This window comes from Philodulcilactobacillus myokonensis, assembly GCF_027923585.1.
In the GTDB taxonomy this organism is placed as follows: Bacteria; Bacillota; Bacilli; order Lactobacillales; family Lactobacillaceae; genus Philodulcilactobacillus; species Philodulcilactobacillus myokonensis.
Genome location: NZ_BRPL01000002.1, coordinates 1,185,755 through 1,200,871 on the forward strand (window position 1 = coordinate 1,185,755; position 15,117 = coordinate 1,200,871).

The following is a 15,117-nucleotide window of genomic DNA, read 5'->3' on the forward strand; positions in this document are numbered from 1 at the left end:
TAATTAATTGTACTTATTTTCTAATTGATAAAATTTCATTCCAGATATAAAGTCTAATAAAGCATCGATTGCGTTATCCCGTGCCTGTTCAAATTTTGGCTTCTGAAGTGGTGTAAACTTTCCTAAAACATAGTGAACAACACTTTCAATTTTTGGATGTGAAGTTCCAACACGAACCCGATTGAAATCATGGGTACCAATTAAGTGAACAATACTTTTGATTCCATTATGGCCACCTGAAGCTCCTTTATCCCGCAATCTAATTTTTCCGACAGGTAAATCCATATCGTCATAGACAACGATCATATCTTCTACGTTAATTTTATAGTATTTCATAATTGGTGCAACTGCTTCGCCTGAGTCATTCATAAAGGTCGTTGGTTTAACAATAATGACCTTTTCTCCGTTCACATTAGTAGTCGCAATTTCAGCCCTTAATTGTCGATTATCTTTAAAATTAGCATGGTGTTGATCAGCAAATTTGTCAACAACCATAAAACCAGTATTATGTCTCGTTTGATCATATCTAGATCCAATGTTTCCTAGGCCTACTATCATTTTCATTTCAAATCATCCTTTAATTTCTTCAATTACATAAATTATATCATAACAATAAACATTATTAATTATAAGCAATGTATTCTAACATTCGAAAATTTTCATGATATAATTATGTTGAATCAAATATTAATCAAAGGGATGATTATTTTGGCATTAAAGCATCAAAAAGTTGTTTTAGTTGGTGACGGTGCCGTTGGTTCATCATATGCATTTGCTATGATGCAACAAGGTATCGGAGAAGAATTTGTCATTGTCGATATTATTAAGAAGCGGACTCAAGGAGACGCCCTTGATTTAGAAGATGCACAAGTCTTTACTCACCCTAAGAATATTTATTCTGGTGATTATAGTGACTGTAAAGACGCTGACATGGTTGTTATCACTGCCGGTGCTCCACAAAAGCCAGGCGAAAGCAGACTTGATTTAGTTGGTAAAAACTTAAAGATTTTATCAAGTATTGTTCCACCAGTTGTTAAATCTGGTTTCAAGGGTATTTTTGTTGTCGCTGCTAATCCAGTTGATATTTTGACTTACGGAACCCAAAAGTTATCTGGTTTTCCTAAGAACAAAGTCGTTGGTTCAGGAACATCATTAGATACAACCAGATTTCAAGTTGAAGTTGGTAAAAAATTAGGTATTAACCCTCAAGATGTCAATGCCTACATTATGGGTGAACATGGTGATTCAGAATTTGCTGATATTGACGAAGCAAGTGTTGGTAACCGTCCACTGTTAGATGTTGCTAAAGAAAAAGGCCTTTCTAAGGACGATCTTCTTAAAATTGAAGATGACACTAGAAAGAAAGCCTATAACATCATTAATTTAAAGGGTGCCACCTTCTATGGTGTTGCAACTGCTTTAATGAGAATTTCACGTGCCATCTTACGTGATGAAAATTCCGTTCTACCAGTTGGTGCATACATGAATGGTGAATATGGATTGCATGATCTATACATTGGTACCCCAGCAGTAGTTAACGCTTCAGGTCTTGCTAAAGTTGAAGAAGTTCCTTTAAGCGATGATGAACAAAAGAAGATGCAAGCATCTGCTAAAACATTAAAGGAAACTATCAATAAAGGGATGGAAGTTTTAAAGAAATAAATTAATTTTCACACTTTTAATCCAAATTAAAAATCCGGGATGGTTGATTAATCATTCCGGATTTTTATTATGTCCTTATCATTAAAATGTGATATGATTATCATTAGAGTTTTTTAATGAAGGAGTCATCACAGATGTTATTAAAAACACTGATTAAACCGAAAACTTTTTTGACCACCGTAACTGAAAACACCACTTTGCAAGCTGCTTTAAAGATTTTAGAAGAAAAAGATTATCGTTGTATCCCCATCTTGGATAAAACTGGGCATATTTTCAGGGGTAATATTTATAAAATGCACATTTACCGTCATAAATCACGTGGTGGCGACATGAATCTTCCAGTGACGACATTAATTAAAAATTCAACTAAATTTGTTAATATTAATTCTGCTTTCTTCCATGTTTTTTTCACAATTAAAGATTTACCTTACATCGCCGTTTTGGATGATAATAATTATTTTTATGGAATTTTAACCCATACTAGATTAATGGGGATGCTATCACAATCATGGAATGTTAATTTAGGTGGCTTTGTCATCACCGTAGCATCCCGTGGCGAACGTGGTGATTTAGCTAAAATGGCTAAAATCATTGCTAAATATACATCCATTCAAAGTTTTATCAGTTTAGATTCACAAGATTCTGAAATGGTTCAACGATCGCTTTTCACCCTTCCAAAATCAGTCAACGAAGATTTACTTAAAAGAATTATTGCTGCTTTAAAACGAAAAGGATTTAAAGTTCCCGAAGTGGAAGATTTAACTAAAGAAAATTAATTAACATATTAAAAGAGTATTAATCACTCTAATGATTAATACTCTTTTTTCGATTTATGTATCCCACTATCTTTTATGTTATAGATGCTTTAATCCAACGCTCATTGTTAAAGCCGCATCTACTTTTTCCATTAATAATTGATTTAAATGGGTAATTTTTTCTTTTAAACGTTGTTTATCGATCGTTCTGATCTGTTCCAATAAAATAACCGAATCACGCTCAATATCTGATTCATCAGCCTTAATTCCAACATGAGTCGGCATTTTAGGTTTAGTAATTCGAGCCGTAATGGCAGCAACAATGACGGTTGGGCTATAATGATTTCCAATATCATTTTGAATAATTAATACTGGACGCATCCCGCCTTGCTCTGACCCAATTACGGGAGATAGATCAGCATAAAAAACGTCCCCTCGTTTAATTTGTACGCCAGACATTTTAAGGCTCCTTTGATTTAATTGTTATGATTTAAAAACTGTTTCAATTTCTGATCAGCATCTTCTTCACACGGTATAAATTCATTAGAAATTTGTTGATTCAAATTTCCCATTTGAATGTAACCATGAATAAGATCATGAATAACAGCATCATTTGCGAATGAATCTTGAATTCTTATACTATTCATATTAACAGAATTTGATGCAAAGGAAGCATTAAAATGCTTCAATTGCTTTGCCATTTTTGGATTAAAGATAATTTTAAAAGGGTAATCATGATAATTATCCATAAAGATACTCCTTCGTAGTCGCTAATTAATATAATGAATGGGCAAACGTCGACTAAAATCACAAGTGACTTCATAGTTAATGGTATGACAGTAATCAGCAATATCTTGTAGTGTAATTTTTTGGTTGCTATCTTGCCCAATTAAAGTTACTTTCGTTCCCGGTTGAACATCTTCCGGTAATCTGATCATGAATTGATCCATGCATATTCGACCAACAATTGGGCAACGTTGCCCATTAACTAGAACGTAAAAGCCACCTAAAGATCGTGAATATCCATCAGCGTAACCAATTGGGACGGTTCCAATCCATTGATCACAATCAGCAGTATATGTTGCACCATATCCAATGGAGCGACCCTTTTTAACTTTTTTAGTATAAACAATTTCAGACACTAGTGAAATTGCCGAATCTAAATGATACGGCGGCGTTAATTCACGACCTGATGGATTTAGTCCGTATCCGGAAGCTCCCAAACGAATCATGTTGCCATTACAAGCAGCGTGCCATAAACTAGTGGCTGAATTGGAAACATGGACATACTTTGGCCGGTGTTTAACCACCTGCATTAATTTCTGGAAACGGTGAAATTGAACCTTAAAGTAATGGTCATCTTTAGAATCAGCAGTTGCAAAATGAGTAAAAATGCCCTCAAATTCAATGTTATCATGTGCATTCATAAAATGAATTGCTTTAGATAATTCATCGGGGGTCTGAAAACCAATTCTCCCCATCCCAGTATCTAGTCCAATATGAACCAATAATTTATTACTAATATGATTATCTTGAAGTACTGATTCAGCATTTTTTAGCCATTCAACTGAAGAAACGGTAACAGAAACGTGTTCTTTCACAATTAATGGGACATCCTGAATTCGACTAATTCCTAGGACCAAAATTGGGTCATCAAAACCAGTTCGTCTTAATTCCAAAGCTTCATCCAAAATAGCAACGCAAAAACCACTTGCGCCAGCTTTTTTAGCAACTTTAGCAACTTCAGTTGCACCAAATCCATATCCATTTGCCTTCAAAACCATAAATAAATCGGTATTATCTTTCAATCTTTTCTTGGCTTCATGAATATTATGATAAATTGCTTTCCGATCAACAACTAAACTGGCATTTCGATGATTTCCAATTGCCATGACTCTCGTCTCCTAAAAAAATTAAGTAACTTAATTTTAACACAATTTGCGCACCAAAAAACTATTGATTAAATGTTTTAATCAATAGTTTTTATTTATTCAATAATATTAGTCTCTTTTGTTCTTAATGGTAAATGATTTCCCACTGTTATGGCGTTCACCATGTCCAAAACGATTATGATGACGATTATAACCATGATCATGGCGATTAAAACGGCCACCATGATTATGATGATTAAAGCGGCGATGACCACCAAAATGTCTGCCACCATGACCATGACGATTATTTCCGTGTTTCTTATTTGGTAGTGGCCTAAGTGGTGAAATCCTAACGTTAACATTCTGTCTTGTCATTCGATCAAGAAGTAATGCAACTAATGCCTTAGGATCATACTGGTTTAATAAATCAGTTGCATAACCATTAAATTGATCAACATTAACTTTATCAATTGATTTATTAATTTGATCCTTAGCGTCATCTAAACGACCATTAATGGCAGCTTGTTTAGAAGGTGCCTTTAATGGTGAAATCTTAACCCGATCGGATTTATCAATGTCTCTTAAGTAATTCATTTCACGTGGATCAACAAAAGTGATTGATTCACCATGATGTCCAGCACGGCCAGTTCTTCCAATTCTATGAACGTAACTGTCTGGATCCTGTGGAATATCAAAATTGTAAACGTGGGTAACTCCAGAAACATCAATTCCCCTAGCAGCAACATCAGTTGCAACTAAAATTGTAATCTTCTTTTTCTTAAAATCACGAAGAATATTCATCCGGCGTTCTTGGGTCAAATCTCCATGAATTCCAGCTGCTGGATATCCACATTTAATTAAACCCTTTGATACTTCATCAACCCTACGTTTCGTTCGGCAAAAGATAATACTAACCTTTGGCTTTTGAGTATCCAATAACCTTGTTAATAGATCAAATTTTTCAAAATCCTTTGCTTTCACGTAGTATTGTGATACTAAATCAGTAGTTAATTCCTTTGCCTTGATTGTAATCTGTTGTGGATGATGCATAAATTGAACTCCAACTTTTTTAATGGAATTGGGCATTGTAGCAGAGAACAAACAAGTTTGTCTGTCATCAGGTAAATTCTTAATAATATTTTTAATATCTTCTAAAAATCCCATATCAAGCATATCGTCAGCTTCATCTAAAATTAAGAATTTAAGATGAGCTAACTTCAAAGTATGCCTTCTGATATGATCTTGAATTCTTCCCGGCGTTCCAACAATAATTTGAGGATGACGTTTTAATTGCCAAATCTGATGGCGAATATCAGAGCCACCATAAACGGTTAAGCTCTTAACGCCCTTCTTAAATTTACCAAAACGTTGAATTTCATGATCAGTTTGCATTGCAAGTTCCCTTGTTGGTGAAACGATTAAAGCCTGTACATCAGGATTATTAACGTCTAACTGTTGTAAAATTGGAATTGCAAAAGCAGCTGTCTTACCAGTTCCAGTTTGAGCTTGACCAATTACATCCTTGCCATTTAAAATCAATGGAATTGTTTTTTCTTGGATTGGTGTTGGTTCCTTAAAACCACTTTTTTCAATTGCTTCCAATAAATCATTAGACAATCCTAATTCGTTAAAATTCACTCTATTTCCTCCTAAAATCAACCTAAAATAGTATTATGATAACTTTTTAGGTTGCAATTCATCTAATACCTTTTCTAAATGAATTCCATGACTAGCCTTTAATAAAATTTCGTCATGGCGATTAATTTCCGATTTTAATTTTTGTGTCATTACTTTTAATTGATCAGTTGGATAATAATGTAGATGATCAGCTGAATACTGATGTAAAAGTGCATGGTATAAGGCTTTCACATGCGTACCAATCAAGTAAACAGAATCAATTAATTTAGGATCAATGTGTTTAGATAATGAAACGTGCATTGCTTCAGATTGCCGGCCTAATTCAAGCATGTCACCTAAAACAACAATTCGTTTTCCATTGGTCTTGGTTTTAGAAAACGAGTCTAGAACGACTCTTGCCGCCGTTGGATTAGAATTATAAACATCACTTAAAATCAATTCGCCTTTTGATCCAACCATCCATTCTGCTCGATTCTGAGTTAAATGAACATCTAGTAATCCCCTTTTCATTTGTTCAGGGGTAACTTTAAACATGCTACCAACTAGAAGTGCGTCTAAAGCATTATTAACATTATAATCACCCATCATTGGGATTATAAAATTAGTATCAGCAAAACGATTTGTCTTAAAGCTTGTCTTAGTCTGTTCATCATTAGTACTAGTTGCATAAAGATCATCATTTTTTCGACGCCCAAAAGTTAATTGTTTTTGATGAACCCGTTTAGCTCGTTCTCTCAGTAAGGGTTCATCGCCATAGTAAACAAAAGTTCCACTATCCTTTAAACCGTGCGTAATTTCTACTTTTGCGTCTGCAATTCGATCACGCGTTCCAAAGTATTCAATATGGGCTTCGCCAATCATTGTAATAACTGCAATATCAGGGGTAACTAATTTGCTCAAGAAATCTAGTTGACCAGAACGATCCATTCCCATTTCAACAACTAAAATATCGGTTGAATCATTGATTGATAGCATCGTGTATGGAACCCCAATATTATTATTATAATTATTAGGTGTCTTTATAACATTATACTTTGTTGATAAAACGGCAGCTATCATATCTTTAGTGGTTGTCTTACCATTGCTTCCGGTTACTGCAATCACCTTCGGATGAACTTTATGAAGATAAAATTTGGCTAGGGTTTGAAATGCAGCCAGGGTATCATGTACAACGATCGCCGGAAAATCACTTGGAACATCAGAACGTTGGTCACTCCATAAAGTTGCAACTGCACCATTCTTAATCGCACTTGATAAGTAATCATGCCCATCATGAGTTCCAACCAATGGGATAAAAAGTGCCCCTGATTTTAATTTACGACTGTCAAAAGCAACACTCGTTACTTCAACATTCTTAAATCGATTTAAATCATTTTTAGACGAAACTGCTTTTCCAATTTCTTCAACTGTCATTTTCATACCTGTGGAACTCCTAATATTTGATTTAAGACCAAAAAATTAACTCGGTTAAGAGTAATTATAACATACAATTAACCCAGTTAATCAATTCTTATTATAAACTACATTTGGTAGACATATTTGTTAATCTTTTTTGAATCCAAATTCAATGACCATTTTAATTTGCTGGTATCATAATTTAAATATCCCATTAAAATAATATTTTGGTAAACGTCACGTTGAGTATGCCAAATTGCCTGTCGTTCTGGATATTTTTCAATCCAGACGGGAATATGATAAACCTTCTTTTCTTCTGTTGCATGGTCAAAGGCAATTACAACACCCTCACTACTTAATTTAATAATGTTTAAAATAATCTTATTATCAATGTTTTTAATCACTAACGGTCTGATAAACATTCGCCGTCCATTATGAGTCGATCTCATATGCCGTTTCAAGCTCAATTCCAGAATATGATTAAAATCAGAAAATTTACGGTAATAGGTTTTTAAAAAATTGGAATGCAATGTCATATAGATATACCGATTATGTAATTTAGAAGAAAATGCTTGATAAATTGGCACTTCCATATGACCTAAATACAGTAATCGTGCAATTTCATCGTTTAATAACGTATCTAAATCTTCATTGCTTTGAAAATCAGTAAATTTCTTATTATGAGCCTGCTTATCAAGTAGATAGCTCCAAATTGCATTTCGCCCGGACACGATACTAAATTTAGTATGAGCATTGATTGAATTAGCATGTTCCCGATCGTCATTCAATAATAAAATTTTATTGGGGATATTTTGTAAGCCGTTTAAGAAATCAGCAGCACTAATACCATAAGTAATGACCATATTTTGAACTAAATTAGCGTTAATATAAACAAAATTATCCCTCATTATTATCACACACTTTCAAACAATCATCTAATCTTCGCTGAATTAAATCTCCCATATTCATTTTACTACATTTTTTCCAAACGGTTGATCCTTTTTTCAATTGATGGATGCGTATCAAATAATTCAGTAAATGAAAATTTACTTTTTCCCTTATAGGGATCATCAATATATAAATCAGCACTATCTGGATTGACGTCATGCATTGGTTCGCCTTTAGAAATCTTTTTCAATGCGTTAATCAACCCCATTGGATTCCTTGTTAATTCAACGCCAGAAGCATCTGCTAAATATTCACGATTCCTAGATAAAGCCATTTGTGCAATTGCAGTTGCCAACGGTCCTAAAATAATCACTAAAATTGAGCCGATCATTGCCAAAATATTATCATCATCGTTATTATCACGGTCACGACTTCCACCCCAAAAGAATGAATTATATCCGATATCAATAATTAACGAAATAGCCGATGATAACGCAATTCCAATTGTGGATAATCGAATATCATAATTTCTGATATGGGAAACTTCATGACCAATCACGCCTTCTAATTCTTCACGATTCAAAATTGATAATAAACCTGAAGTTACAGCAACTGCAGAGTGTTTAGGATCATTCCCGGTTGCAAAAGCATTGGGACTATCATCATCAATAATAAAAATCCGTGGCATTGGAATCCTGGCCACTAATGCCATGTCTGAAACAATATCAAATAGTTGCGGTGCATCATCCTTATTTTTAATTTCATGGCCATGATTCATCTGCATTACAACGTTAATGGATTGATTAATCATGATTACCGCATAAATTAAACCAATCCCTAACGCTAATATAAAACCGATCATTGCACTACGAAAGAAAGCGTACCCGACTGCCATTCCAATTAAGGCTAAAAGCAAAATAAAAGCAATGATTAAATAAATGGTTCGGCGTTTATTCATTGCAATTTGATCAAAGAGCATTTTTTATACTTCCTATTTTTAATCTATTTTTGGTTAAATTCATCAAAATTAACGTGTGGAGTCTGCTTTTCATTGCTTGGTACTTCTAAATAATCACGTTTTATAAAATGATGATGTCCAGCAATTAGGTTAGCTGGAAAAGTTTTGATTTTCATATTAAAACTAGCAACGGATGAATTATATAGCTGTCTTGAATATGCAATTTTATTTTCAGTGTTACTTAATTCTTCCATCAATTGTTGAAATTGATTGTTTGCCTTTAATTCAGGATAATTTTCAGAAACGGCAAAAATTGATTTCAAAGTATTGGATAATTGATCAGATACATGCATCATCTGATTTCTATCACCATTATCATCCATTGAAACTAATTGCTGTCTTAATTGGGTTACCTTTGTTAACGTTGATTGTTCATAATTTGCGTAACCCTTAGTGGTTGAAATTAAATTAGGAATTAAATCATTTCTTCTCTTTAATTGAACATCAATCTGGCTCCAAGATTCATCAACGTATGTTGAAGCACGAACTAAACGGTTATAAATTACAATCCATGTAATGATGATAATTGCAATGATTGCAATCACAATAATTGTTATCATTTTCTTTTCCCCTCGTCTGTAAAATTGTTATGATATTAACATACAACAATTAATAATATACTACAAGAAAGAATTGATAATAAAATGAAACACGTTTTATTTGTTTGCCTTGGTAATGTTTGCCGATCTGCCATGGCAGAAGCAATCTTTAAACGGATCGTTAAAGAAAAACATTTGCAGGATCGAATCCAAATTAAATCAGCTGGAACTAGCGATGAAGAACAGGGACACTATCCCCTTCCAGAAGTAAGGAGTGTGTTAAGGCAACACGGTTTAGATCCAAGCAAATTGCATGCCAAACAAATTACAATTCAAGATATCAATTGGGCCGATTATATTATTGGAATGGATCATCAAAATATTCTAAATTTGAAACGGATCACACCAGCTAACCAACAATCTAAGATTCATCTTTGTTTAAATATTAATCCTAAATTACGAAATCAAGAAATTCCAGATCCATGGTATACAAGAAGATTTGCATTCACTTATGATGTTTTAAATCAAAACTTACCGCTCTGGTTAAATTATATCGTCCAAAACTAAAAAAGGTAAAAAAAAGGTATCAAATTAAATTTGATACCTTTTAAAAATGTTTAAATTTATTTTTTACCATAACGTTTGTTGAATCGTTCAACAGCGCCTTCAGCCTTATTGAATTTCTCTTTACCAGTATAGAATGGATGAGAATCAGAAGAAATTTCAACAATTAATAATGGATAAGTGTTTCCATCTTCCCACTTAATTGTTTGGTCTGAAGTAGCAGTTGAACCAGTTAAGAATTTGTAACCAGTATTTGAATCTTCAAATACTACTTTATGGTAATCTGGATGAATTCCTTTTTTCATAATTTATCGCTCCTTTGCCCTGAATCTATTTGAAACAGAGATTACCGAGTAATCAACTATTTCAGTTTATCATCAATTATTAATTCATTCAATAGCTAGTTCATAACTGACCATGAAAAATAATTACACGAAAATATTATATCATTTTATCATTCAAATAACTAGGTGATTAGAAATTAGATTATGATTTATCCTTATCATCATTCATTAATTCAACCTTAGCATTTAAATTCGTTAATTTGCCAATAATATTATCGTATCCACGTAAAATGTTATTTGCTTTTGAAATAACGGTTGTTCCATGAGCCATTAATCCAGCAATGACTTCTGCAGCTCCCGCTCTAATTTCGCCAGCTTCTATATGCTGTCCGGTTAAGTGATCAGTATGTTTGATTAAAATCCGGTTGCGATCATCAACCCTGATATTAGCACCCATTTTCTTAAGTTGGATAACATGTTTAATGCGTTTCGGGTAAATTGTATCAATAACGATACTTTCACCCTGGGCTTTAAGTAGTAATGGCGTAATCGGTTGTTGCAAATCAGTCGCAAAACCAGGATAAGGAGTTGTTTTAACACTAACTCCTTTTAAATCATCATTTCTTGGAACATAGATACTATCTTCCGCAATATTTAATTTAACGCCCATTTCAGTTAATTTAGCAATAAAAGATTCTAAATGCTCTGGAATGACATTGTTAATTTTAATTCCATCACCAACCGCTGCTGCCATTGATAAATAAGTTCCGGCTTCAATTCGATCTGGAATAATAGTATGGGTATTGGTTGCGCGTAATGAAGGTACTCCTGTAATTCTAATTACATTCGTTCCAGCACCACGAATTTTAGCCCCCATATTATTCAAAAAGGTCACAATGTCAATAATTTCTGGTTCCCTAGCAGCATTGTGAATAACAGTAACACCATCAGCCTTAACTGCTGCTAAGACTGAATTAATTGTCGCACCGACTGAAACAACATCTAAAAAGATATTAGCTCCATGAAGACCGTCTTCCCCCGTCGAAATTTTAACGGTCCCGTGCTCATCTTCAACCTTTGCACCTAAAGCTTTAAATGCTTTGATATGTTGGTCAATAGGACGCGGTCCAATATTATCTCCACCGGGGAAACTAACGACAGCACGGTGAAATCTTCCTAATAAAGCACCCATAAAATAGTATGATGCTCTTAAACTTTTAATGGCTTTGCTCGGTAAATTACCCTCAATAATATGAGTGGGATCAATGGTTAATACTCCATCTACAAATTCAGACGTGACATTCATTCGTTTTAAAATCAGCATTAAATTGTGCACATCTAAAATATCTGGAACCATATCTAATTGAACTGGCGTGTCAGCCAAAATAGCAGCTGGAATGATTGCAACAGTGCTATTTTTAGCACCACCAATTGTTACTTCACCTGAAAGCCGTGTATTTCCGTGGATAATCATTTTATTCATTACGCAACTTTCCTTACTTATTAATTATATTTATCCTAATATAGCAAACACTACCATGATAAATAATTAAAAGTTAAAATACAATACTTTAACTTTAAATTCATCAAATTTTAAATATATTTTAATAAGCAATCTCATATATATTTAGTAATTAAAACTTCAAAGCGGATGCTTAAGCATATTGGTCAATTAATATTATGATAACAATTATTTTTTACCGCGTTCAGTTCTCATTTTATTAGCAGCTTTAACAAAAGCAGCAAATAATCCTTCTGGACGGTTTGGTCTTGATAAGAATTCTGGATGGTATTGAGCAGCAACAAAGAATTTTTCTTTTGGTAGTTCAATGACTTCAACTAAATGATTATCTGGTGAAGTTCCTGAAATTACAAGTCCTTTATCCTGTAATGGTTTTCGGTATGCATTGTTAAATTCATAACGATGTCTATGACGTTCTGAAATCTCAGCTTGATTTCCATAAGCTTTAGCAGTAACCGTTCCAGGAACTAACTTACATGGGTAAGCACCTAAACGTTGGGTTCCACCAGCATTGCTAATGTCAGCTTGATCTGCCATTAAATCAATCACGTTATGTTTAGTTTCTGGATCCATTTCAGTAGAATTAGCATCCTTAAATCCAGCAACATCCCTAGCAAATTCAACACTAGCAAGTTGCATCCCAAGGCAAATTCCCAAGAATGGAACATCATTTTCTCTAGCATACTTAATTGAAGTAATCATTCCTTCAATTCCACGTTCGCCAAATCCACCTGGAACTAAGATTCCATCAGCTTTTCCTAAAATATCCTTAACATTTTGAGGTGTAATCTTTTCTGCATTGATCATGTGCATTTGAACCTTAGCATTTAATGGGTAACCAGCGTGTTTCAATGCTTCATTAACAGAAATATATGCATCTTTAAGTGAAACATATTTCCCTACTAAGTAAATATCAATGGTTTTCTTTAAGTTAAGAACCCGTTGTTCTAATGCACGCCATTTAGTCATATCAGCTTTTGGTGCTGACATCTTGAAATGATCTAAAATTTGTTGATCCAATCCCTGTTTTTGTAAACTCAACGGAACTGAGTAAACAGTCTTAGAATCAATTGATTCAACAACTGCCTTTGGATCAACATCACAAAATAGTGAAATCTTTTTTCGCATAGATTCAGTAATTGGTTTTTCAGAACGAACCACTAATAAATTAGGCTGAATCCCAATGCCACGTAATTCACGAACACTGTGTTGAGTTGGCTTCGTCTTCATTTCCTTAGCAGCATGTAAGTAAGGAACTAAAGTAACGTGAACATAGCAAACATTGTCATCGCCAACTTCAGCCTTCATTTCACGAATGGCTTCTAAGAATGGTTGTGATTCAATGTCGCCAACGGTTCCACCAATTTCAGTAATCACGACGTCAGCATTAGAAACTTTAGCAGCCCGCATAATCTTACTCTTGATCATTCCAGTAATATGTGGAATAACTTGAACGGTTGCCCCTAAATAATCACCGCGACGTTCTTTTCTTAAAACTTCTTCATAAATTTTACCAGTAGTAACATTAGAATATTTGTTTAAATCATTATCGATAAAACGTTCATAATGACCTAAATCTAAATCAGTTTCGGTACCATCATTAGTAACAAAAACTTCCCCGTGTTGGTAGGGACTCATTGTTCCAGGGTCAACATTTACATATGGATCAAATTTTTGAATGGTGATGTTTAATCCACGGTTCTTTAACAAACGACCGATTGAAGCAGATACAATTCCTTTACCAAGCGAAGAAACAACTCCTCCGGTTACAAAAATATACTTAGTCAATTTAAATAACTCCTCGTAAAATTTATTATTTAGGGATAAAATAAAAATAATAAAAGCTTCCCATTCGCTTGAACGGGAAGCTTTTATTTTATTCCGAAAATTCAAAACCTCGTCATTGTATCCGAGGCGCCCAAATGACATAATACATGTAAAAATGTTAAACGTCAAGGACATTAATTAAACTTTTTTATTTATCAGGATCATCATTTTGATCGTAATCAATAACGTCATCATCGCTAGAAGCATCATCTAAGAATGCATTGACACGACGACGTGGTTCTTTTGGTACTTCTTCATCCTCGTCTTCAGGGGTAACCGTTGCTTCATTAATTGAATCAAATGGATACCATGTTCTAAGGCCCCAAAGGTTATCGCCTAATGAAAGGAAGCTACCGTCAACATTTAAATCAGTATAAAACTGAGGAAGACGTTTTCTAATTTCTTTATCACTTGCACCCATGTACTTTTGAATTTCGTTTGTAATGGTAGCAAATGGCATAACATCCCCATGTTGAGCGAGAATTGCATGGGCAACTTCAATCATTGATAATTCGTCTTTATTTTTATCATCCAAGGCTTTAAGTTTCAAAATGTGCACATCCTTTCAAATGAATTAAATTACTTCATTCATTCAAATCATAACCGAATTAATACATCCTTAATCATAATACTCGTTTAGGAAGTAAATTGCAATCTAATCTTATATTGACCTAGCAGCTTAGCACCTACTAGTAAATTATAATCAATTTTGATATTACCCCTAAAGGGTAAATCACGGTATTGGACATTCAAATTTGGCGTTTCAGTTTCAATCGGTAGAATTCCATACGGTGTTCGGTACCTAGCTTCAATTCGTTTTCCCTCCGCAAAATACATCTGCATCTTGTTTTCACCTGAACGGGTCAATCGAATATTACCTTCATTATTAATCTTCATTGTAACGGGAACTGGATGGCCATTTTTATTATCATCTTCCATATACCGAATATAAACGGCATTCCCCATCTTAATAACTTGACCATTTAAATCAAAAACATAGCTGGAAACATTATCGTTTTGGGTAATGTGGGTTTCAAGATGAATTTCAACGGGCGTTCCTGGAGATTCAGTATCCATAGTTAACACTCCCTTACTTAAAGATATTTATAGTATATTATATCATACTTCAAAGATGTTACCATTTATCCAACAGT

The 15,117-nt window shown here is 33.9% G+C and carries 16 protein-coding genes and 1 pseudogene; 3 read left to right on the forward strand and 14 right to left on the reverse strand.

The genetic code is table 11. The annotated features are described in order from the left end of the window. Nucleotides 1-3: 3 nt before the first annotated feature. Nucleotides 4-564 carry an aminoacyl-tRNA hydrolase gene (gene pth, locus WR164_RS06250; RefSeq protein WP_286136665.1) on the reverse strand — a complete coding sequence of 187 codons (561 nt, stop codon included), beginning with the start codon at nucleotides 562-564 and terminating at the stop codon, nucleotides 4-6. A 144-nt stretch (nucleotides 565-708) separates the two neighbouring features. On the opposite strand from pth, the gene WR164_RS06255 reads away from it, so the two are divergent. Beyond that, a complete protein-coding gene (locus tag WR164_RS06255) occupies nucleotides 709-1,662 on the forward strand; it encodes an L-lactate dehydrogenase (protein WP_286136666.1) in 954 nt (317 codons plus the stop codon). A 134-nt stretch (nucleotides 1,663-1,796) separates the two neighbouring features. Beyond that, complete coding sequence (gene cbpA, locus WR164_RS06260) at nucleotides 1,797-2,438, forward strand: cyclic di-AMP binding protein CbpA (RefSeq protein WP_286136667.1); 642 nt, start codon at nucleotides 1,797-1,799, stop codon at nucleotides 2,436-2,438. A gap of 78 nt (nucleotides 2,439-2,516) precedes the next feature. On the opposite strand, the gene WR164_RS06265 is transcribed toward cbpA, so the two are convergent. From WR164_RS06265 to WR164_RS06300, 8 genes are all read right to left on the reverse strand, one after another. Next, entirely contained in the window at nucleotides 2,517-2,876 is a 360-nt protein-coding gene (locus tag WR164_RS06265) for a type II toxin-antitoxin system PemK/MazF family toxin (protein WP_286136668.1), read from the reverse strand. A gap of 17 nt (nucleotides 2,877-2,893) precedes the next feature. Continuing rightward, nucleotides 2,894-3,166, reverse strand: coding sequence for a hypothetical protein (locus WR164_RS06270; protein WP_286136669.1), 273 nt, complete (start codon nucleotides 3,164-3,166; stop codon nucleotides 2,894-2,896). 21 nt (nucleotides 3,167-3,187) lie between these two features. After that, nucleotides 3,188-4,309 carry an alanine racemase gene (gene alr, locus WR164_RS06275; protein ID WP_286136670.1) on the reverse strand — a complete coding sequence of 374 codons (1,122 nt, stop codon included), beginning with the start codon at nucleotides 4,307-4,309 and terminating at the stop codon, nucleotides 3,188-3,190. A 108-nt stretch (nucleotides 4,310-4,417) separates the two neighbouring features. Then, nucleotides 4,418-5,926, reverse strand: coding sequence for a degradosome RNA helicase CshA (gene cshA, locus WR164_RS06280; RefSeq protein ID WP_286136671.1), 1,509 nt, complete (start codon nucleotides 5,924-5,926; stop codon nucleotides 4,418-4,420). Nucleotides 5,927-5,959: 33 nt separating this feature from the next. Continuing rightward, nucleotides 5,960-7,345: a UDP-N-acetylmuramoyl-tripeptide--D-alanyl-D-alanine ligase gene (locus WR164_RS06285; protein ID WP_286136672.1), complete on the reverse strand. Its 1,386-nt coding sequence runs from the start codon at nucleotides 7,343-7,345 to the stop codon at nucleotides 5,960-5,962. Between the two features lie 101 nt (nucleotides 7,346-7,446). After that, a complete protein-coding gene (locus tag WR164_RS06290) occupies nucleotides 7,447-8,229 on the reverse strand; it encodes a hypothetical protein (RefSeq protein WP_286136673.1) in 783 nt (260 codons plus the stop codon). A gap of 65 nt (nucleotides 8,230-8,294) precedes the next feature. Then, nucleotides 8,295-9,188 carry a zinc metalloprotease HtpX gene (htpX, locus tag WR164_RS06295; RefSeq protein ID WP_286136674.1) on the reverse strand — a complete coding sequence of 298 codons (894 nt, stop codon included), beginning with the start codon at nucleotides 9,186-9,188 and terminating at the stop codon, nucleotides 8,295-8,297. Nucleotides 9,189-9,211: 23 nt separating this feature from the next. Continuing rightward, nucleotides 9,212-9,787, reverse strand: a complete 576-nt coding sequence (locus tag WR164_RS06300) for a LemA family protein (RefSeq protein ID WP_286136675.1) — start codon at nucleotides 9,785-9,787, stop codon at nucleotides 9,212-9,214. An 84-nt stretch (nucleotides 9,788-9,871) separates the two neighbouring features. Between WR164_RS06300 and WR164_RS06305 the strand changes: the two genes are divergently transcribed. Beyond that, nucleotides 9,872-10,333: a low molecular weight protein-tyrosine-phosphatase gene (locus tag WR164_RS06305; RefSeq protein WP_286136676.1), complete on the forward strand. Its 462-nt coding sequence runs from the start codon at nucleotides 9,872-9,874 to the stop codon at nucleotides 10,331-10,333. A gap of 56 nt (nucleotides 10,334-10,389) precedes the next feature. On the opposite strand, the gene WR164_RS06310 is transcribed toward WR164_RS06305, so the two are convergent. The 5 genes and pseudogenes from WR164_RS06310 to WR164_RS06330 all read right to left on the reverse strand — a co-directional run bounded on the left by WR164_RS06310 (nucleotide 10,390) and on the right by WR164_RS06330 (nucleotide 15,040). Beyond that, the gene (locus WR164_RS06310) at nucleotides 10,390-10,635 is read right to left on the reverse strand and encodes a type B 50S ribosomal protein L31 (RefSeq protein WP_286136677.1); all 246 of its coding nucleotides are present in this window, start codon (nucleotides 10,633-10,635) and stop codon (nucleotides 10,390-10,392) included. Between the two features lie 181 nt (nucleotides 10,636-10,816). Further along, nucleotides 10,817-12,097 (reverse strand): UDP-N-acetylglucosamine 1-carboxyvinyltransferase, encoded by a 1,281-nt coding sequence (gene murA, locus WR164_RS06315; protein ID WP_286136678.1) that lies wholly within the window; start codon nucleotides 12,095-12,097, stop codon nucleotides 10,817-10,819. Between the two features lie 207 nt (nucleotides 12,098-12,304). After that, on the reverse strand, nucleotides 12,305-13,924 hold the full coding sequence (gene pyrG / locus WR164_RS06320) for a CTP synthase (RefSeq protein WP_286136679.1): 1,620 nt from the start codon (nucleotides 13,922-13,924) through the stop codon (nucleotides 12,305-12,307). 193 nt (nucleotides 13,925-14,117) lie between these two features. Continuing rightward, a pseudogene (gene rpoE, locus WR164_RS06325) lies at nucleotides 14,118-14,513 on the reverse strand (DNA-directed RNA polymerase subunit delta); the annotation flags it as partial. Between the two features lie 86 nt (nucleotides 14,514-14,599). Beyond that, complete coding sequence (locus WR164_RS06330) at nucleotides 14,600-15,040, reverse strand: YwiB family protein (RefSeq protein ID WP_286136680.1); 441 nt, start codon at nucleotides 15,038-15,040, stop codon at nucleotides 14,600-14,602. Between the last annotated feature and the right edge of the window lie 77 nt (nucleotides 15,041-15,117).